The organism is Algoriphagus marincola DSM 16067, from assembly GCF_000429405.1.
Taxonomy (GTDB): Bacteria; Bacteroidota; Bacteroidia; order Cytophagales; family Cyclobacteriaceae; genus Algoriphagus; species Algoriphagus marincola.
The window spans coordinates 290,692-312,955 of the sequence record NZ_AUBU01000002.1 but is presented as its reverse complement, the minus strand read 5'-3'; the positions used below and the strand labels follow the sequence as shown (position 1 = coordinate 312,955).

General features: G+C 43.7%; 13 protein-coding genes. 12 read left to right on the top strand and 1 reads right to left on the bottom strand.

Going from position 1 to position 22,264, the window contains the following annotated elements; translation table 11 throughout:
- Positions 1 to 45: 45 nt before the first annotated feature.
- Positions 46 to 1,500, bottom strand: coding sequence for an NADP-dependent isocitrate dehydrogenase (locus tag G457_RS0104465; RefSeq protein ID WP_026945394.1), 1,455 nt, complete (start codon positions 1,498 to 1,500; stop codon positions 46 to 48).
- A gap of 199 nt (positions 1,501 to 1,699) precedes the next feature.
- On the opposite strand from G457_RS0104465, the gene G457_RS0104460 reads away from it, so the two are divergent.
- From G457_RS0104460 to sov, 12 genes are all read left to right on the top strand, one after another.
- Positions 1,700 to 2,485 (top strand): enoyl-CoA hydratase/isomerase family protein, encoded by a 786-nt coding sequence (locus G457_RS0104460; RefSeq protein WP_026945393.1) that lies wholly within the window; start codon positions 1,700 to 1,702, stop codon positions 2,483 to 2,485.
- Positions 2,486 to 2,503: 18 nt separating this feature from the next.
- Positions 2,504 to 4,003 (top strand): lipopolysaccharide biosynthesis protein, encoded by a 1,500-nt coding sequence (locus G457_RS0104455; RefSeq protein WP_026945392.1) that lies wholly within the window; start codon positions 2,504 to 2,506, stop codon positions 4,001 to 4,003.
- Between the two features lie 110 nt (positions 4,004 to 4,113).
- A complete protein-coding gene (locus G457_RS0104450; protein ID WP_051260701.1) occupies positions 4,114 to 5,844 on the top strand; it encodes a tetratricopeptide repeat protein in 1,731 nt (576 codons plus the stop codon).
- 88 nt (positions 5,845 to 5,932) lie between these two features.
- Positions 5,933 to 6,577, top strand: coding sequence for a DUF4292 domain-containing protein (locus G457_RS0104445; protein WP_248602818.1), 645 nt, complete (start codon positions 5,933 to 5,935; stop codon positions 6,575 to 6,577).
- Positions 6,577 to 7,830, top strand: a complete 1,254-nt coding sequence (locus G457_RS0104440) for a murein hydrolase activator EnvC family protein (protein ID WP_026945389.1) — start codon at positions 6,577 to 6,579, stop codon at positions 7,828 to 7,830. The genes G457_RS0104445 and G457_RS0104440 overlap by 1 nt, the downstream gene beginning before the upstream one ends.
- A gap of 111 nt (positions 7,831 to 7,941) precedes the next feature.
- On the top strand, positions 7,942 to 8,139 hold the full coding sequence (gene tatA, locus G457_RS0104435) for a twin-arginine translocase TatA/TatE family subunit (protein WP_024285007.1): 198 nt from the start codon (positions 7,942 to 7,944) through the stop codon (positions 8,137 to 8,139).
- 19 nt (positions 8,140 to 8,158) lie between these two features.
- Positions 8,159 to 9,589, top strand: coding sequence for an Asp-tRNA(Asn)/Glu-tRNA(Gln) amidotransferase subunit GatA (gene gatA, locus G457_RS0104430; protein WP_026945388.1), 1,431 nt, complete (start codon positions 8,159 to 8,161; stop codon positions 9,587 to 9,589).
- Between the two features lie 3 nt (positions 9,590 to 9,592).
- Entirely contained in the window at positions 9,593 to 10,996 is a 1,404-nt protein-coding gene (locus G457_RS0104425; protein ID WP_026945387.1) for a lytic transglycosylase domain-containing protein, read from the top strand.
- A gap of 126 nt (positions 10,997 to 11,122) precedes the next feature.
- Entirely contained in the window at positions 11,123 to 12,220 is a 1,098-nt protein-coding gene (locus G457_RS0104420) for a DUF4837 family protein (RefSeq protein WP_026945386.1), read from the top strand.
- A gap of 22 nt (positions 12,221 to 12,242) precedes the next feature.
- Positions 12,243 to 14,510, top strand: coding sequence for an NADP-dependent malic enzyme (locus G457_RS0104415; RefSeq protein ID WP_026945385.1), 2,268 nt, complete (start codon positions 12,243 to 12,245; stop codon positions 14,508 to 14,510).
- Complete coding sequence (gene ruvA / locus G457_RS0104410; RefSeq protein ID WP_026945384.1) at positions 14,507 to 15,103, top strand: Holliday junction branch migration protein RuvA; 597 nt, start codon at positions 14,507 to 14,509, stop codon at positions 15,101 to 15,103. Before G457_RS0104415 ends, ruvA begins: the two co-directional genes overlap by 4 nt.
- A gap of 90 nt (positions 15,104 to 15,193) precedes the next feature.
- Positions 15,194 to 22,258, top strand: coding sequence for a T9SS outer membrane translocon Sov/SprA (gene sov / locus G457_RS0104405; protein WP_456151122.1), 7,065 nt, complete (start codon positions 15,194 to 15,196; stop codon positions 22,256 to 22,258).
- Positions 22,259 to 22,264: the final 6 nt, after the last annotated feature.

Sequence of the window (22,264 nt, the reverse complement as noted above, 5' to 3'; positions counted from 1 at the left end):
TTATTCAGTGCTCCGTATTTTGTATTTCAATCTTCGTATTTGAAATTATTCTCCTTGTGCAAGCGAATAACCTCGCGCACCGTCGAAGATGTATAAATGTTCGGTCTTGATAAAGTCAAAGCCCAACTCTTTGATCTGCTTCAACAAATCCAATACGTGATCATGTGTTATGACTTTCTGATCAGCAGTCTTAAATCGGCATCTCCAGTGATCAGTACAGAAAGTCTCTCTAAGACCCTCTGGGAACACCTTTACTCCACGGTTGGTGATAAGATGCAATTGTAAACCATCCGCATTGGCTTTTCGAAGGCGCTCTCCGATGATATTGGGATCACGATTATCCTCGTCCCAGTCAATAAACACATCGATACCCACCAATTCCTTCTTAGCCTTAGGCTTTTTGGTCAAGGTGATATTCATTGGCTCAGTAGCATCCTCCCCAAAAACAGCGGGAGTCATTTTCTCAGGCTTTTGGCCAAGGCGCTCGATAACGGCATCAGCAAATTCCTTTGTAGAGGCTTTTTTGGAAGAAAGACCTTCTTGATAAATATCTCCGGTGTGGATTCCATCTTCCAAAGTCTTCATCCAAGCATTGGAAATCTTCTCGGCTACATCCGGCTGTCCGATATGCACCAACATCATGATGGCACCGTTCAGCAAACCAGAGGGATTGGCAATACCCATCCCTGCGATATCAGGAGCAGAACCGTGAATTGCTTCAAACATGGCCACCTCAGCACCCACATTGGCAGATCCTCCAAGACCTACAGATCCTGTCACCTGAGCCGCTACATCGGAAATGATATCTCCGTATAGGTTTAGAGTCACCACCACATCAAAAGTCTCCGGTCTATCTGCGATCAAAGCGGTACCGATATCGATGATCTTGTGATCGGACTGAATCTCTGGATATTCTTTGGCTATTTCATCAAATTTCTTGTGAAACAAACCATCGGCAAGCTTCATGATATTGTCCTTAGTCATACAAGTCACCTTCTTGCGACCGTATTTCTTGGCATATTCGAAAGCATAGCGAATGATTTTTTCGGAACCTGGCTCAGAGATCAATTTAAGAGTCTGATACACTTCCTCTGTCTGTCTGTGCTCGATACCCGCGTATAGATCTTCCTCATTTTCGCGGATAATAACCATATCCGTCTTAGGAAAGTGAGTCTTTACAAAGGGAGAAAAAGCCTTACATGGACGCACATTAGCATACAACCCAAAAGACTTCCGAGTAGTCACGTTAAGGGACTTGAAACCTCCACCTTGAGGAGTGGTGATCGGCGACTTCAAAAAGACTTTGGTTTCGCGAAGTGAGTCAATGGCTTTGGGCTCCATTCCTGAGGAAATCCCCTTCAAGTACACCTTTTCACCAATTTCGATCACGTCATATTCCAACTGAGCACCGGCAGCATCGAGTATTCTCAATGTAGCGTCCATGATTTCCGGACCGATTCCATCCCCGTATGCTACGGTTATCTTTCTTTTTGAAGACATATATTTTGAGGTTTTGATTAAAATTTCGTTCCGCAAAAGTAAGGAAAAAATGCTGTACCACGCCCTGAAATACCTAAATTGAATTTATATCTTGGATAAAATCAGGTTTGTATTCCCTACGATTTTTGGATTTTTCCAAGACTCCATTTGGGATTGAATACCCGAGACGTATATTTGTTTTCTACAGAACAAGAAGCTTATGGACCACTTTAAAAATATCCTAGCCGAAACAAAAGATGGAATTCTTTACCTCACCATCAATCGGGAAGATAAAATGAATGCCCTGAATTTTGCCACTTTGGAGGAATTGAGGGAGGTATTTGATACTGTTTTGGAGGACAAATCCATCAAGGCAGTCATTCTCACGGGTGCAGGTGAAAAGGCCTTTGTAGCCGGGGCAGACATCAGTGAAATCGCCGAGCTAAATGAGGTGAATGCACGGAAATTTGCCGAAAACGGTCAGGAAATTTTTTCTGTGATTGAAAATTGTGAAAAACCGGTAATCGCCGTGACCAATGGCTTTACGCTAGGTGGTGGCTGCGAACTCGCCATGGCCTGTCACATGCGAATTGCTTCTGCAAATGCAAGATTTGGACAGCCCGAGGTAAACTTGGGTATCATTCCAGGATATGGCGGCACCCAGCGCCTGACTATTTTGATCGGTAGAGGCAAAGCTAATGAGCTCATGATGACCGGTGACATGATCAATGCTGAAGATGCCAGATCGCTCGGGTTGGTCAATCATGTCCTTCCTACTAAAGAAGAAGCCATGGCTAAAGCCGAAGAAATTCTGCATAAAATCATGTCGAAGGCACCCTTAGCGATCGGAATGATCGTGGATTGTGTAAATGCAGTTTATCGCTCAGATGAAAACGGCTATCAAACTGAGGCCAATTCATTTGCCAGATGTGTCAAGTCCGGTGATTACAAAGAGGGGACTTCTGCATTTTTGGAAAAAAGAAAGCCTGTATTCAAAGGCGAATAAGCGGCGAATAGCCTATTCATGAGCAATCTCAAAAAACTAGCCGGTCAGACTGCGATCTATGGTCTCAGCAGTATTTTGGGCCGCTCGATCAATTTTTTACTGATCATCGTATACACCGCATACCTGAGTAAAAATGCCTTAGGGGCTTTTACAGGTATTTATGCGCTGATTGGATTTTTGAACATCATCTTCACCTACGGGATGGAGACGAGCTTTTTCAGATTTGCTACCGGTAAAAATCTCGATCCAAAGCGAGTCTACAATAATGCCCAAAGCCTCTTGGTTGGGACTTCATTGGTCTTGGGTACGGGCATTTACTTGCTGGCTCCACAACTCGCAAACTGGATGGACTATCCGGGTCAGGCCTACTTATTTCGCTGGATGGCCTTGATTTTGACTTTTGATGCGGTCTTGGCCATCCCTTTTGCGAAGCTAAGACTAGACAATAAAGCCCTGACATTTGCTGCAGCCAAATTGACCAACATCACCTTAAATGTCGGATTCAATTTGCTACTGATTATCGCCATTCCGATGTGGATAGATCAGGGAGTTATTGCCGAAGGATTCTGGGGTTACCGATCGGACTGGGGGGTTGAATACATTCTTTTGGCCAATCTACTCGCCAATGGCTTGATTATTCCTTTTGTCTGGTGGAAAGCGGGCTTTTTCAGTCCAAAACTGGAAAAAAGCATCCTTCAGCCGATGTGGAAATATGCCTTGCCCCTGCTCTTCATGGGTTTGGCGGGAGTTACCAATGAATTGGTCTCTCGACTACTTTTCGAATACATTCTACCCGAAAATTTCTATCCTGGCCTAAGCAGTCGTGATGCAGCTGGAGTCTTTGGCGCCAACTTCAAATTGGCGATCCTGATGAATCTAGTCATTCAAGCTTTCAAATATGCAGCCGAGCCATTCTTCTTTCGGGAGTCAGGAAATAAAAATTCTCCAGAACTCTATGCACGGGTCATGCATGCATTTATTATTTTTTGCAGTCTATTGATGATCGCAATATCTGTCAATCTTGAATGGATGGGGCCACTTTTTCTTCGAAGTGCAGGCTATGCAGAGGGATTATACATTGTCCCTGTTTTATTGATGGGATACCTGCTTCTGGGTGTTTATTTCAATCTTTCCATCTGGTTCAAAATCACCGACAAGACTCAATATAGTTTCTGGATCACTTTTGTAGGTGCCCTGGTGAGTGTTGCAGTCGTGATCCTTTTGGTACCGGTTTATGGTTTTATGGGAGCAGCTCTTAGTACCTTGGTCTGCTATGTGGTGATGTCAGTGATTTGCTTTGTTTTTGGTCAAAAATTTTACCCCATTCCCTATCAGACCGGAAAAGACCTCACCTACTTGTCGATTGCATTTGGGCTCAGTTATTTGGGATTTTGGTGGAGTACCGAATCCGAAATTCTCTCTTTTTTCCTTAAAAACGCCTTCCTGATTCCTTTCATAATCCTGATTCTGGTATTGGAGCGGAAAGAGCTGAACCGATTTTTTGCAAAAAAAGCCTAAATCGATTTCCATTTGGGATGATTTATCCGGGACTGCTGTTCCAATAATTCAATGCCTTTCGGCAAAAGGCATTATGTTTGTAATTCAAAGAGTAAAGGGAAAAAATCACCGTGCACATTCATAGATTATTGCTTGTTCTGGCACTTCTTTTTTCGGGAAGTATAGCACAAGGACAAGTCCAAAAAAAACTTTCAAAAAAGGAGCGAAAAATCCAGGAGCAGGAAGCACTGGCAGACCGGAATTTCATCGAGGGCACCAAGCAATTGGCTTTGGGTGAGTTTGAGAAAGCCTTTGTCTATTTGCAGAGAGCCTTGGAACTAAATCCTGATGAGCCTGCAATTCACTATAAAATCGCAGAAATCTACACCCGCGCCAATGACCCAGAAAAGGCTCTTCCTTATGCGAAGGAGGCTGTTAGACTTGATTCTGAAAATAAATATTATGCCTTGATGGTTGCAGAGATCTACAATAATCTCCAACAACCGCTGAGAGCAGCTGAAATACTCGATCAACTCACTGCCGACGGGGAGAGCAATCAGCAATATAATTTGGACTTGGCCTCCATTTATTTACAAGCTGGGGAATTTGACAAAGCCTTGGTCGTGCTGGATCGTGCAGAGCGGTATTTTGGTGTAATGGAGCCCATCACCCTTCAAAAACAGCGGATTTACCTTAGAAAAAATCAACTTGATCGGGCGATTGAGGAAGGTGAGCGGCTGATCGAAGCAAGACCGGGAAATCCTCAATTTGTCTTGGGCTTGGTTGAGATATTATTCAACAACAACCGTCTGGATCAAGCCATTGAATTGGTGAATGAGGAAATTGAAAAGTATCCCAATCAGCCTGAACTTCAAATGGCAGCCTATACCCTACTTAAATCAAAAGGGGATACTGATAAATCCACCGAATATCTGTTTAGCGCGTTTGCCAGCCCGGATTTGGACCCGGATTCAAAAGCCAGAGCCTTTGCAGGTATTTTGAATGAAATCAGCACCCCTGAACGAGAGCGAATTCTTGACTCCTTGACTGTTTTGATGCGGGCAGATGAAGCAAATAATGCAGCCATTTATGAAACGCTTGGAGATAGAGAGTCCAAGGAAAAGCGGATTCCAGAAAGTGTAGAGCTATATAAAAAATCACTGGAGTTGAAGCCTTCAAACCCAAGGATTTTAGAGCAAGTCATTCTCAATTCATTCGGAGAGAATGCCGACCTACAAGGCCTGGAAAAATATACTATCATGGGAGTGGACGAATTTCCGGAAAGCCCTCAGTTTTGGTTTTATGATGGTGTGGTCAAATCCGTTTTGCAAAAGGACAGTGTTGCCGTACAGTCCCTGCAGAAAGCTATCGAGCTGAACTCCGGACAAAATGATCAATTGGACCAAGTTGCTTTTGGGTCCTTGGGTAGCTCGTTATACAATCTCGGACAAAAAGACTCCTCCTTTGTCTACTTTGACAAGGCTCTACAAATCAATCCAAATGATGAGCAGGTACTGAATAATTACGCCTACTTCCTTTCCTTGGAAAAGAGAAACTTGGAGAAGGCTAAAGAAATGGCAGCCAAAGTTGTCAAGCGATTTCCAGAAAATGGCACTTTTTTGGATACGTATGCTTGGGTGCTTTTCCAGCTAGGTGAGTATGAGGATGCCTATCTATATATGGAAAAGGCACTTCAAAGCGAAACCGAGCCTAGCGGAGTTCTTTTGGAGCATTTTGGCGATATTTTGTATCATTTGGGCAAAAAATCAGAAGCCATTAGCTATTGGGAAAAAGCAGCTGATAGTCCGGAAGCATCCGAAAAACTACCAATGAAGATTAGAGACAGAAAATATTATGAATAGATTTTTAGGCAGCAGCCTGATTCTTTTATTATTGATTTTTTCGGCCAGCTGTGCAAAAAAGGTCATCCCATACCAATCGGACGGAAGGATGGAAAGCTTTCAGCCCAGCTATCCAAGCTATAATTATTTAAGTGCCCGGGCCAAGGTCATCATCGAAGAAGAGTCTGGAAAAGTCACTCGGGGAACGCTCAGTCTTCGCTCAAAAAAGGATTCAGTCCTTTGGTTTACCATTTCTCCCGGTCTTGGAATGGAAGCAGTAAGAGGCTTGATCACTCAAGAAAAAATCCAAATCAAGGACAGAATCGGAAAAGAAGACATCAACCTGACATTTGGGGAATTCAAGAACTTTTATGGCTTGGACTTGTCCTTAGACCTTTTCCAAAATATACTTTGGGCTAATCCTCCTTTTCGATTTGACTATAGTGACCGATTACTTCGGGTCAAGTCTCAATATGAATTGACGCAGGTGCGAAATCAGGTCAGGTATTTTAGCAAAATCGGAACTGAAAGCGCCAAAGTCATTGAACTGGCAGGAAATTCACTCGACGACAGAGGTTCCTTACTTGCGAGCTTTGATGGATTTCAGGAAGTAGATGGTCAACCATTCCCTTCCGATACACTCTACAAACTTGTTTATCAGCTTAGTACAGGATCTCAAAATACCATCTTACATGTGGACTGGACCTCCATCACTTTGGAAGACGAACCATTGAATTTTCCTTTCAAATTTTGATGAAAAACACTTCATATCGACTTTTTCTGATTACCTGCTTAGCCTTGATAAGCATGGCCGCCTTGTCCCCGGTGCAAGCACAAACATCACGGACGCGGGCAGATTTGGAACGGGAAAAAGCAGAAATTCAGGCCAAGCTCAAGGAATTTGATGCTATTCTCCGGCAGACAACTGCCAATAAAAAAGAAACCATTGGCTCACTCAATGCAGTCACTAGGCAATATCAGACTCAGTCACGTCTAGTCAGCACACTCGACAGGGAAGTGAAAGTATTGGATAGCGAAATCAAAAAAAATGAAGATGATATTAATCGTCTGGAAAATGACCTGGAGGAATTGAAGGCTGAATATGCCCGGATGATTTACAATTCATCCAAGCTCAATCGAAACTTATCCATTGTAGCTTTTGTATTCAGCTCCAACAATTTCAATCAGCTTTACATGCGTTTGAAATACCTGAAACAATACACGGATAGTAGAAAGCAGCAGGCAGCACAAATCCAAGCTCTGAGTCTGGAACTGGCTAAGGAAAAAGAGCTGCTCGAAATCCGAAAGCAGGACAAAGAAAAAATCCTGGCGGAAGCGCAGCGTGAGCGCCAGAAGCTGGAAGCCATGCGCAGAGAACAACAAGGCATAGTCAATACCCTAACCAAAAAGGAAAAGAGCATCAGAAGTCAAATCACGGCTACCAAAAAACAGCAACAACAACTCGAGTCCATGATTCGTAAAGCTATTGAGGAGGAGATCCGACTAGCTGAGGCGGCTGCGAAAAAAGAAAACAGCACAGCAACCAAAGCTGCAGGTAGCAGTCTACCGATGACTCCTGAAGTAGCGGCACTTTCCAGCTCCTTTGCCGGAAACAGAGGCAGACTCCCATGGCCTGTAGAAACGGGCTTTATTTCCCAAACCTACGGAGACCATCCTCACCCGACATTACGAGGCATTACAGTGCCCAGTGATGGGATTAATATACGGACACAGCCTAACTCCAATGTGAGAACAGTCTTTGACGGAACTGTAGCCAAGGTGGCGTCAATGCCCGGTTATGGTGAAACCGTTCTCATCAAACACGGTGAATATTATACCTTATACACTAAGCTTCAATCCACTTCTGTAAAAGTTGGCCAAGTTGTCAAGGCAAAGGACGTAATTGGACGAGTAGCTACCAATTCAGATGGAGAAGCAGAAATTCATTTTCAAACCTGGAAAGGTCTTCAGAAAATGGATCCTGCCTCATGGATTTCATCCCGGTAGTGTAAAAATCCGTATATTCAAGAAAAACAATCGAAGAGTCACGACGCTTCTTTGTCCATGCCAAGGACAATAGTATCTTTGTGGCTATATTTACCCTAAATCAAATTAACTATGGCAACATTGGGTTTCTTTCAAAATATGGGTGGCGGATCGATCGTCCTGATCGTTTTGGTCATTCTTCTCCTATTTGGAGCAAAGCGAATTCCTGAACTAGCTAGAGGTCTTGGACGCGGTATCCGTGAGTTCAAAGACGCTACTAAAGATATTCAAAATGATCTCGAAGAGGGATTGAAGGATAAGAAAAAGTAATTCCTTAATCTCTGAGACGTTGGAAAAATTTATTTCATTCGGGGAAATTCAAAAATCCCTCGAAAAAGGAGAAACGAATTGTCTTTCAATCGTTCAGTACTACCTCAAAAACATTCAGACGAAGGCGCACTTAAACGCCTTCGTCGAAGTTTATGAGCAATCCGCTCTTGCCCAAGCAAACCGTGTAGATGCAAAACTTGCAGCCGGAAAGGCTGGCAAACTCGCAGGAATGGTCATCGGCATTAAAGATGTCCTATGCTATGCAGGCCACGAATCCAATGCGTCTTCCTCCATCCTACAGGGCTACGAATCACAATACACTTGCACCGCTGTACAACGCTTGATTGATCAAGATGCGATCATCATCGGGCGGCTAAACTGTGATGAATTTGGAATGGGCAGTTCCAATGAAAATTCTTCGCATGGAAAAGTTCTGAACGCACTTGATGAATCCCGCGTTCCTGGTGGTTCCTCAGGAGGATCAGCTGTAGCTGTTCAAGCAAATCTCTGTACCGTCTCATTAGGAACAGACACTGGAGGATCGGTCAGACAGCCAGCAGCTTTTACAGGAGTAATTGGTTCTAAACCAACTTATTCCCGCGTTTCCAGATGGGGATTAATCGCCTATGCTTCTTCTTTTGATACAATCGGCGTTTTTTCTCAAACCATACAAGACAATGCCTTTGTCATGGAAGTGATCGCAGGGCATGATGAGTGGGATAACACTTCCTCTCGAAAACCAGTACTTCCATACAGTCAACTTTTGCACTTTGACAAGAAAGTAAAGATTGCATATCTGAAAGAAGCTTTGGAGTCTCCCATGCTTCAAGCGGAAATCAAAAAAAACACAGAGTCTGTTCTTAAAAACCTTGAATCCGACGGACATCAAGTAGAGGCTGTAGATTTCCCACTTTTAGAATACATTCTCCCGACATACTACATTCTCACGACAGCTGAGGCTAGCTCAAATTTGTCCCGATTTGATGGAGTCAAATATGGATATCGTAGTCCAAATACACATAATCTTGAGTCCATGTACAAGCTCAGCCGAAGCGAAGGTTTTGGGGAGGAAGTGAAGCGAAGGATTATGCTCGGAACTTTCGTTTTGAGTGCTAGTTATTATGATGCATATTTCACCAAGGCTCAAAAGGTCAGAAGACTGATCAAAGAATTTACGGAGTCACTTTTGGATGATTTTGATTATATTATCATGCCGACTACGCCTACCACGGCGTTTAAATTCGGAGAGCATAGTGATGATCCTGTATCCATGTACTTAGAAGATCTTTTCACAGTGCAAGCTTCAGTATCTGGAGTACCAGCCATTTCAGTCCCGAATGGTAAAGATCAAAATGGTATGCCAATTGGAATTCAAGTCATCACCAATTCCTTCAAAGAGGCAGATTTATTCTCTTTTTGTAACTATTTGAACCAAAAAACCGAAAAATAAACCATGACGGATCGCAACTTGAAAATATTTATTCTGATTGTTTTCACATTCAGTCTATCTATTTCTACTGCTTTCCCTCAGGAGAATGAACTAGTGGCTCCGGATCTTTTTGATGAAAACTTGGTTCAGCCTAATTATCATTACGAATACATCCCTGATTTTACATACGATCTAATCAAGGAGCGTGTAGATAAGATGGACAGCGAAATGTCCTTCGAATTGAACGATCGAATTTTCTCTTTTATCCAATATTTCACCGTCCGGAATCGCGACTACACCAAAATGGTTTTAGCTCGCAAGGACTTATTTTTTCCGCTTTTTGAAGAGACTTTGGCAGAGCATGAAATACCAGATGACATCAAGTATTTATCCATCATAGAGTCAGGGCTTGACCCTCAAATTCGGTCCCGTGTGGGTGCTATGGGCCTTTGGCAATTTATGCCAGCTACAGGAAAGATGTATGGAATGGATATCAACTGGGATATTGATGAGCGAATGGATCCTGAACAATCCACAGAAGCGGCTGCCAAATACCTAAAATCTCTGTATCGAATGTTTGGGGATTGGGAATTGGCGCTCGCAGCTTACAATTGCGGTCCTGGAAACGTGAGAAAAGCCATTAGAAGATCAGGAGGCAAAAAGAAATTCTGGGAAATCTATAACTACCTGCCTCGAGAAACTCGTGGTTATGTCCCCCAATTTCAGGCAATGATGTACATTCTTCGTCATTTGGATGCACATAATTTACACCTGGAAGAGCCCACCTACGCTTTTGCTACCGAATCTATCCGGTTTGAGAGAGCCTTTACTTTGGACAAGCTTTCAGAATTGACCAATCTCTGCCTAGCCGACTTAGAAAAATTAAATCCTGCAGTAAAACGTAGAAGAATCCCTGAAAGCCATAAAAGTATGGCTATCCGTGTACCGGTAAATCAGGCAAATTTTGTCAAAGAAAACTTTGCCTGGATCTCTGATTCCCTCGGAAATGAGCTTCGCCCACTACTGGCAAGCGATAAGTTGATTTATCGCTCAGAAGATGAAAAGCTGGATGAAATCGAGCGAAATACCATCACGTATCGGGTGCAAAGCGGGGATAACCTTGGGAAAATCGCACAGAACTATCGCGTATCCGTTTCCCAAATCAAGGAGTGGAACAACCTCTCTTCCAATCTGATACGTGTTGGGCAGCGGCTTACCTTGCATGCTCCTGAGGGTGCTGCTCCAGCGAGAACAGTCGCCAAAGTACAGACAAATTCGAACGGTCAAAAAACCTATGTCGTACAACCGGGAGATTCACTTTGGATCATTTCTCGGCGATTTGCAGGACTGACCGTAGACCAGTTGAAAAGACTGAACAACCTGAACTCCACTCAAATCAAACCGGGGCAACGACTCATCATTGGTTAATTTGACTGAGTTCACTCCTTAATTCTGTTAATTTTTTTTAACAAAATCCAAAAGTTCATAAGGGATTGAGTTTTCCCCTCGGAAAGTATTTATTTTACTTCCAACCAAATAAAACCAAACAACTTAATGAAGCCTCTTCTGAGATTTAGTATGTTCATACTTGGAGTAGGGATGTTTTTTGCATGTGATGCAAATGGCCCACTCTCCGAAAACACCAAACCCAAAGCCCGGGGTGCCATCGGCGAAATCATCCTAGTCATTGACTCTGCGAAATATGCTGGCCCAGTGGGTGACGCGTTGAAAAATATTTTTGAAGCTGATATGCCCGGAATGATCCGCTCCGAAAGTAAATTCAAGGTGAATACTGTGGATCCACGAGCAATGACCCGAATGCTGAAGATGTCGACCAATTTGGTTTACGTCACCACTTTCGACGATAAAGGTTCGGCTAGTCAGGTGATCAATGCACAGTTTTCTAAAGAATCCAAAGAGAAAGCGCTGAATGACCCGTCCATTTATTCCCTACGAGTAGAAGATGAATATGCGGTAGGACAGGAAGTCCTCTATCTTTTTGGAAACAATGAGGAGCAATTAGTAACCAACTTGAAAAAGAATTCAGACCGTCTTCAAAATCTTTTTGAGGTACGGGAAAGGGGTCGTTTGGAAAGCATTATTCTAGCAAGGAAAAATACAGCTGCCAATGCTGAGGCAGAAAAAAACCTAGGAATCCAAATCAACGTCCCTGCTTCTTACCAAGTCGCGAAGAGCCAACCGGGATTTCTGTGGCTCCGACAACCTACTCCTACTGAAAGAAGGCCTGATATCAGCCTGATTTTTCATGTAGAAGATTATGTCTCTGAGGAGCAAACATTCCCAGAGAACATCCTGGCTCTCAGGGACTCTATCACTAGACAACATGTCTTTGGCGACCCTGAAGATCCTACCTCTTATGTAGTAACTGAAAAACAAATCCCTCCAGCTTTCCGAAACATGGTGATAAATGATAATTTTACCACCGAAATCAGAGCCTCTTGGAGGACCAACAATATCAGTATGGGCGGAACCTACCTGGGATACCTGATGGTAGATCAGGAAAAAGGTAAACTTTATTATCTGGAAGGATTTGTGTACTACCCAAATGAAGTACACAGAGATGCTCTCAGAGAAATAGAGACCATTCTTCTCAATACGGATATTAGTTGGGTACCCGAGCAAGGCTCTTAAGTACCCAACTAACCCCATTTTTATGGCCATCAAAATCCGGAAAGAAGACGCCCTGAATTACCATACACAGGGCTCACCTGGTAAAATCGAAGTCATCCCTTCCAAGCCGCTTTCGAGTCAAATGGACTTGGCACTTGCTTATTCACCTGGAGTAGCAGAGCCTTGCAAAGAGATAGAAGCGAATGTAGAAAACGTCTACAAATACACTGCAAAGGGCAATTTGGTAGCTGTCATATCTAATGGAACAGCCGTCTTGGGCCTAGGAAACATCGGCCCTGAAGCTTCCAAACCCGTCATGGAGGGAAAAGGAGTCCTTTTCAAGAAATTTGCAGGTATCGACGTTTTCGATATCGAGATCAACGAAAATGACCCTAAAAAGCTCATCGATATCATCAAGTCTCTTGAGCCGACTTTTGGCGGCGTCAACTTGGAAGATATCAAGGCTCCTGAATGCTTTGAAATAGAGCAAACCCTCAAAAAAGAGATGAAAATCCCGGTCATGCATGATGATCAGCATGGTACGGCAATCATTTCTGGGGCAGCTTTACTCAATGCTTTGGAACTAGTAGAGAAAGACATCACCGAGATCAAACTAGTGGTCAATGGTGCAGGAGCATCAGCCGTTTCTTGTACGCGTTTTTACATGTCCCTTGGTGTAAAGCGTGAAAATGTCGTCATGTGCGACAAAGAGGGAGTCATTCGATCTGACCGCGACAATCTAGATAGCATAAAAGCAGAATTCTCTACCGATCGGGATATTCACACCCTTTCTGATGCGATGAGCGGTGCAGATGTTTTCTTGGGACTTTCAGCTGGGAATGTGGTTTCTCAGGACCAAATAAAGCTGATGGCTCCTAATCCGATCGTTTTTGCATTGGCAAATCCAGATCCAGAAATCGCCTATGATTTGGCAATCGCTGCTAGAGAAGATGTCATCATGGCAACAGGTCGTTCTGACCATCCTAATCAAGTAAATAATGTTCTTGGATTCCCATATATCTTCCGTGGAGCACTAGACGTTCGATCTACCGCCATTAACGAAGACATGAAGCTTGCAGCAGCGAAAGCAATCGCGAAGCTAGCCAAAGAGCCCGTTCCTGATATTGTAACAAAGGCTTACGGAGAAGCAAATCTGGGTTTTGGCAGAATGTACCTTATCCCAAAACCTCTTGATCCAAGACTCATTACCACTATCGCCCCTGCGGTGGCGAAAGCAGCCATTGATTCAGGAGTAGCTCGTAAAAGCATCACTGACTGGGATGCTTACGAATTAGAGCTACAAGAGCGAATCGGTATCGATCAGCGATTGATGTCTGTAGTCATTGCGAGAGCGAAGAAAGATCCGAAGCGAGTAGTTTTCGCAGAAGCCGACAACCGCAAGATCTTGAAGGCAGCCCAAATCATCCGTGATGAAAAGATAGCACAGCCTATCCTTCTTGGAAATAAGGAAAAAATTCTTGCTCTGATTCAAGAGAATTCTCTGGATTTAGAACATGTCACCATCATCGATCCGCTAGAAGAAACTGAAAAATTGGATCAGTTTACCAAGGTGCTATATGATAAGCGAAAGCGAAAAGGAATGACACTTACAGATGCTTCCCGATTGGTAACTCAAAGAAATTACTTTGGAGCCATGATGGTAGAAGTAGGTCTCGCGGATGCATTCATTTCAGGTCTTACTAGAGATTATCCGAAAACCATTTTGCCATCACTTCATACCATCGGAGTAAAGCCAGAGGCGAAGCGAGTAGCCGGAATGTATATCATGAATACAGACAAAGGTCCTTACTTCTTTGCTGACACGACTGTCAATCTAAATCCAAGTGTAGAAGAGTTGGTCGACATTATCGGATTGACCGCAGAGGCTGTGAAGTTCTTTAATGTACAGCCACGAGTGGCCATGCTTTCCTACTCCAACTTTGGCTCAGCTCAGGGAGATATTCCAGTAAAAATGGCGAAAGCAACCGCACTTGCCAAAGAAAGGTATCCTGACCTCATTATTGAAGGGGAAATGCAAGCAAACGTCGCAATCAATGACGAAATCCAAAAGGAGATTTATCCTTTCTCTCAATTGATCAATCGAAGAGCCAATACCTTGATTTTCCCAGATTTGGCTTCAGGCAACATCGCTTACAAGCTACTTTCAGAGCTTGGAAATGCAGAGGCAATCGGTCCTATTCTTCTTGGTATGAATAAGCCAGTTCATATCCTTCAATTAGGCAGTTCGATCCGAGAAATCGTGAATATGGTTGCTATCGCTGTAGTGGACGCACAAACAGCACAATCATGATTGCCTATCTTCAGGGAAAATTAGCATTCAAAGACCCCACCTACGTCCTCATCGACGTGGGTGGGATTGGCTATGAGGTCAAAATCTCCCTGCAGACCTACAGTAAAATCAAAGATCAGGAAGCCATACGTCTACACACTTACCTACACATCAAAGAAGATGCACACACCTTGTATGGCTTTTGGGAAGAAAGCGAAAAGCGTCTTTTCTTACTCCTGATCAGCATTAGTGGTGTGGGGCCCAATACCGGGTTGATGATCTTATCTTCAATGAGTACCGAAGAGGTGGAAAATGCGATCCTTTCGGGTGATGTGGCATCTATTCAACAAGTGAAAGGCATTGGATTGAAGACAGCCCAACGGGTGATTTTAGAACTCAAGGATAAAGTCAGCAAATCATCCGCAACTGGTACCGGACAGCAAATTGGCTTCCTTAAATCAAGCAATAAAGTCCGAGAAGAAGCGTTACAAGCCTTATTGACTCTTGGTTTTCCCAAAGCTGCCGCTGAAAAGAATATCAACCAAGTACTCAAAAAAACCAATGGAGAAATTTCTTTAGAAGATTTAATTAAAGCATCTTTAAAGACATCATAATCAAAACTTGGATTGAACTTTCGGACAATACTGACTTTTTGCAGGGAAAGATCTCTGGTTAGTTGGCCTTTTTGCTTCATCCTGTTTGGATTGTTGATCAGTTTATCGACTGCAGAAGCCCAGCAAACCAACCCGGACAGTACCCAAACTAGACTCGACTCGCTCAACCAGCGCCGCCTTGCACCCTCTTTTTTGCTTTGGAAAAACCAAAGTACCAATCCTCTATTTCCCTACCGAAACCCTTTTTTAAACTCATATTCGCCCTTTTTCCCAAAGTCTCTCCTTCAAAAATCTGTTGAGGTCAAAGTAGATTCCACCGCCGGCCTTCGATACAATATTGCCGATGAGTTGGATTCGACGCGGGTCGGCAATGAGCAGGAATACGATTTTGAGGAGTTTTCCCAAATTCAGGAATACAAGGTTCGACAGGATTATTGGAGAAGTAGGGCCCGGGGCGGAGATGGTGAAAGTGCCGTAGAGGGACGTGGACTTGTTCCTCCTTTGACAGTCAGTCCAAATTTTGATCGGATTTTCGGAGGTTCCGAAATCAACATTACTCCTACCGGATATGTAAACCTTGACTTGGGTGCCGTATTCCGAAGAATCGATAATCCTACCCTACCAATCCGGCAGCAACGAAACGGGGGCTTTGATTTCAATCAACAAATCCAAATGGCGGTCAATGGTTCTTTGGGTGAAAAAATGAAAATCGGAGCCAATTTTGACTCCAACAATTCCTTTGATTTTCAAAATCAATTGAAATTGGAATTCAATGGATTTGAGGAAGACATTATCCAATCTATTGAAATCGGTAATGTCTCGATGCCAGTCCAAAACCGACTGATCCAAGGCGCTCAAAACCTCTTCGGGGTGAAAACCCAAATGCAGTTTGGAAAGCTCAATGTGACTGCAGTAGCTTCTACTCAACGTGGTCGTAGAGACAACCTCACCATCGACGCCAACGGGCAGGGAAGAACTTTTGAAATCCAAGGTTCGGAGTACGATGAAAACAGACATTTCTTCCTTGGCCATTTTTTCAGAGAAAATTATGAAAGATGGCTAAGAGGTTTGCCGCAAGTACTGTCTGGTGTGAATGTGACGCGAGTGGAAGTCTACATCATGAACCGGGCGGCTAATACCGAAACCCTGAGAAATTTCGCGGCTTTCATGGACTTGGGAGAAGGCAGGGAATTACTCAACCCAAGTAATCCGAATATTGCTCCCGCTAATCCCAATTCCCCTGCAGCAAACGGAGCAAACCAGCTATTTTCGAATATTTCTACCAATCCGGCTTTCCGCCCATTCGACACCGGTTCGAGGGCAATGGAGAATAGCCTTGGTATTAGAAAAGGATTAGATTTTGAGCAGATCAACGGAGCCAGAAAGCTCGAGCAATCCGAATTTTTCTTTAATCCCCAATTAGGTTACCTATCCCTTTTCAGAAGATTGCAAAACGATGAAGTTTTGGCTGTTTCCTATGAGTACACCTACAATGGGCAAGTGTACAAAGTGGGTGAACTCACAGAGGATTACCAAAACCGGGCAGAGGATGAATTGATTTTCCTCAAGCTACTCAGACCAGCCCGAATCAATACGCGGGTCCCAACCTGGGACTTGATGATGAAAAACGTCTACAGCCTTAACGCCAGTCAGATCCTGAGAGAAGGTTTTCAGCTTCAGGTGATCTACCGAGATGACCGCACAGGTCTGGATAACCCATCCCTTTTGGAGGGGCAAGAGGTCAAGGATATTCCGCTGATCCGGCTTACGGGTTTGGATAATCTCAACCCTCAAAATGATCCTGCCCCAGATGGCAACTTTGACTTTGTCGAAGGCTTGACCATGATTTCCAATCGAGGGCTTTTGATTTTCCCTGTTTTGGAGCCTTTTGGATCCAATCTGGAGCGTAAGTTCCTCCCCACTGAAGGAGTACTGAAAGAAAAATACGTCTACGACACACTCTATCAAACTACCCAAGCAGATGCGGAGCTCGTCACGCGATTAAATAAGTATTTTATCAAAGGTCGACTGACTGCAGGCTCAGCTAGTGAAATCCAACTCCCCGGGCTAAATATATCTCCTGGCTCAGTGATCGTCACGGCTGGAAACATCCCTTTAACGGAAGGGGTAGACTTTACTATTGATTACAATGTAGGTCGTTTGGTCATCATCAATGATGCCATCCTTCAATCCGGAAAGCAAATCAATGTGAGTTTTGAAAAAGCTGATTTAGTCTCATTTCAGACACGAAGTCTCCTTGGAACACGCCTAGATTACCTTTTCAGCGATAAATTCAACCTTGGAGGCACCTTCCTATACCTTAATGAAAGACCAAATGTAACGCGAATTGCGACGGGTAGTGAAACACTACGAAACAGTCTTTGGGGCCTGGATGCAAACTATTCGGATGAGTCCAGATGGCTCACCAAATTGGCCGATGCACTTCCTTTTACAAATACCAAAGAAACTTCCGAGGTAAGAATCAGCGGTGAATTTGCACATTTGCTACCCGGTACATCCAACCGTGTAGACGGAGAAGGAGCATCCTACATTGATGATTTTGAAGCGGCCATTACCCCGTTCAATCTTGGAGGCGCTGCCAATCAAAACTGGAAGCTTTCTTCGACTCCCCAGACTCCTGACAATCGATTTGATCTGAGTTTCCAAACCGAAGATGAGCTAGGTTCAGCCTATCGAAGAGCCCGAGTGGCTTGGTACAACATTGACAATATTTTTTATCGAGAAAATGGCCCCGGAGTACCAACTAATATTACACGCGAAGACCGAAGAAACCACTATGTACGTAGGGTAATTCCTCAAGAAATTTTCCCTCAGCAGGATAGGGATGTGATCATTACTCCTGAGCCCCTTTTTGAATTGGCTTATTTCCCATCGGAAAGGGGTATGTTTAATTACAACCCAAATCTGCGACAAGATGGCTTGCTTCCTAATCCTAGAGAAAACTATGGTGGGGTAACACGGGCAATTACGACAGAGGTGGACTTTGACCGGACCAATATTGAATACATGGAATTTTGGTTGCTTGATCCGTTTATCGAAGGTGAAAACGGGCGAGTCCTGGATGGAATTTTCAACCAAAACAATACCACAGGGGGTAAGCTTTATTTCAACTTAGGAGATATTTCGGAGGATGTAATGAAGGATGGCAGCCATTCATTTGAAAATGGTCTGCCAGCAGATGGGGATCCTGCCGAGACTCGAGAAAATGAATGGGGTCGAATTACAAGAGAGCAGTTTTTACTTCCTGCATTTGATAACTCTGAAGAAGCTCGTGTAAATCAAGATATCGGACTAGATGGTCTTAAAAATGAGGACGAAGCCTCATTCTTTCAGAGTAGATTTCTTGACCGGATCAATGTCAATCAGCAAGGTTTAAACCGGATTCTTGCTGATGTATCTGCGGATAATTTTGAGTATTACTTGAATGAGGAATTCGATCAGCAGGATGTAAAAATTCTGGAGCGATACAAAAAATTCAACGGGATGGAAGGCAACTCCCCGGTCGAGCCACCGCAAACCGCTTCCTTCACCCCATCCGGCACCAACCTTCCGGACAACGAAGACCTGAATACTGATAACACGATCAATGAACTCGAAAACTACTATGAGTACGAAGTGGATCTCCGACCAGACAACTTGGTAGTAGGGCAAAACTACATCGTCGATAAAGTCACCGCCAATGTGGGTGGAGAGTCTGTGGATTGGTACTTGTTCCGTATTCCGGTTAGGCAACCTGATCGAGTAGAAGGCGACATCACAGGCTTTAAGTCCATTCGATGGATCAGAACTTACCTGACAGACTTCGAGCAGCCTGTAGTACTTCGAATGGCCAACTTCCGAATGATTGGAAGTCAATGGCGGGTATTCCAGGAGTCTCTGTTTGAGCGTGGGTTCTTCGAAATTCCAGAGCCTGACAATTCCAACGTGACTGTAGATGTGGTAGGGATAGAAGAAAACTCACAAGGCAGCGATACCCAAAGCCCCTATGTACTTCCTCCAGGGATCAACCGGGATCGAGACAATACTTCTACTGTTGAGCGGAGATTGAATGAGCAATCCCTTCGTGTATGTGTGGAAGATCTTGCTCCTAGAGATGCTCGGGCCGTTTTCAAAAACCTACAATTGGACTTGGTACAATTTGAGCGGATCAAGATGTTTTTCCATGCGGATAGTGAGGATGCTTTAGATGGGGAGATTACTGCATTTTTGAGACTAGGTACAGATTACACAGACAACTATTATGAAATCGAAGTTCCTCTGATCATTACTCCAAAGGGCACGCGAGATCCACGGCAGATTTGGCCGCTGGAAAATGAAATTGATATCGCTATTCAGGAAATAGTCTCCGTCAAAACCGAGCGGGACAATAATCAAGTCCCCTTAAATCTCCCCTACTCCAAGGATATCAGACAGTACAAAGTAACTGTAGTCGGTCGCCCCGAACTGAATCAGACTCAAGGTGCGATGATCGGGGTACGAAATCCCGGAATAGGTATTGGTGGAAGTAAAAGCGTATGTATCTGGGCAAATGAACTTCGGGTAACGGGCCAAAACGAAAATAACGGCTGGGCTGCAAATGCCTTCCTAAATGCCAAAATTGCTGACCTTGCTGTGGTCTCTGCTTCCATTCGCCATAACTCAATTGGTTTCGGAGGTCTAGAAACCAGAATATCTCAGCGAACTCGACAGGCCACTACTCAATATGACATTTCTACCAACATTAAGGCAGACAAGCTTTTGCCAGAGGAATTGGGAGTGAGTATTCCAGTTTACTTGAGTGTGGAAAATTCGAATACAAGGCCTGAATTTGATCCGCTTAATCCCGATGTGCCTTTTGAGGTCGCTTTACAAAAGTTCGAAACCGATCAAGAACGGGACGCCTATCGAGACATCGCACAGGACCAGCTAACCCGAAAAAATATCAGTCTTAACAATGTCCGAAAAATAAAAACCAATCCTGAGGCACCAAATAGAATCTATGACTTAAGCAATTTCTCTTTCTCCTACGCAGTGGGTACAGTCACCCAGACCAATGCTCAGATTCAGAACTACGAATTCAAAACGAATCGGGGAAATATCACTTATAATTTCGCCCCAAAACCGCTCAACATTGAGCCATTTAAGAATTCAGAGGGACTTTCGTCGCCTTACTTGAAACTGATCAAAGACTTTAACCTGAATTTAGCTCCAAGTCAGATTTTGGCTCGGGTGGATGTAGATCGGAAATTCCTCAGATCTCAATATCGCAATGATCAACTTGGTACTGCCGGTGTAGATCCCTTATTCCAAAAATCATTTTTTATGAACCGATTCTACACCCTCAACTGGGACTTGAGTAGGAATCTACGGGTAGATTATACTGGGTCAGTTATGGCTGTGGTGGATGAGCCTCAGGGAGATTTGGATTCACAGGAAAAAATTGACTCCGTCAGAACCAACTTCTGGAATTTTGGCCGAAGGACGAATTACAATCACACAGTCAACTTGAATTACACCATTCCTTTTGATAAGGTACCTTTGGTAAATTGGATAAGAGCTGACTATCGATACAATACGACCTATACTTGGATGACCGGTGCGATCGGGCAAAAGGACACTTTGGGTAATGTCATCCAAAATACGCGCGAGCAAACTTTGAACGGAAAGTTTGACCTAATCAGGCTTTACAATAAAAATAAAAAGCTAGAGGCACTCAATGCCCCAAAACGCCCAAGTATTCCAGGAAGAAATAATATCGCTGCCGAAGACACGATCGGTACGCCTTTTAGCAATCAACTGCTGAAATTTCTAATGTCTGTCAAGGAAGTCACTTTCAATTATGGAGTAGTTGAAGGGACATTCCTACCCGGATATTTGCCGAATACCGGTCTTTTGGGAATGGACCGGGCATTTAGCAATCCAGGACTTGCCTTTATTTTTGGAAGTCAGGACCCGATGATTCGAAATGAACTAGCGGCACGTGGTCTCATGGCTCCAAGTGCAGAACTTACCCAACCCTTCAGGCAAAACCGGGCCATGAATTTGAGATTGGGAGCTTTGGTAGAACCTATTCGAGACTTTAGGATTACTCTCAATGCCGACAAACGGGAAGTGGGTGATTATCAAGAAATATTCAGGAATTCGGCAGATAATCCTGGGGAATATTTATCCATCAGTCCTACCCGTACGAATACAGCCTATTCAGTGACTACCATTATGCTCGGAACGTCATTCTCTAGGGATGATTCACAAAACAACTCTCCGCTTTTCCAGGATTTCGAAAATAACCGGGCGATTATCAAGTCAAGGCTTGACGCTCAAAATGGATCAACAGGAGAGTACAGTATCAATGGTCAGGATGTATTAGTTCCTGCATTTCTGGCTGCCTATCGCGGTCAAGATGCAGCAGAGTCGAATCTTAATCCATTTCCAAAAACTCCGCTTCCGAATTGGAGGGTTGATTATGCAGGGCTATCAAGACTGAAAGGCCTAAGTGATATTTTCACAAGTATCAACATTACCCATGCTTATACCTCCACTTATGATGCGAGCAATTTCTCCAATTCACTCCAATATCAACAGGGACTGGAGCTATTTAACCGTCTACAAGAGCAAAGACTTCCAAACGAAGTAAATGACGATGGGTTTTTCATTCCAATTTATGTACTCAATCAAGTCGTACTATCGGAACGTTTTGCTCCGCTTATTGGACTGGATCTGATGACAAAGGGAAGAATGAATTTTGCTATCAATTATAACAAGGAGCGAACACTAGGATTGAATTTCTCCAATTCTCAGGTTACTGAGCGAAGAAGTAATGACTTCGGCTTGAACTTCTCGTATACAAAAGCAGGCACTAAAATTCCTTTCAAGATTCAGGGAAGGGAAACCATCCTGAAAAATGACCTTACCCTCCGGATGGATATGAAGATTGTCGATACCCGACAGGTACAGCGGAAGATCGAAGAAGGTAGCACAGTTACTAACGGAAACCTCAATATCCAAATCCGTCCCACGGTTAGTTATGTCATCAATCAGAACCTCAACCTTACCTTCTATTTTGATAGAAGTATCAATGATCCACGCGTCACCACTGCCTTCAAGCGTGCATCCACCTCTTTTGGCGGACAATTACGATTTAATTTATCCCAATAGATTTTT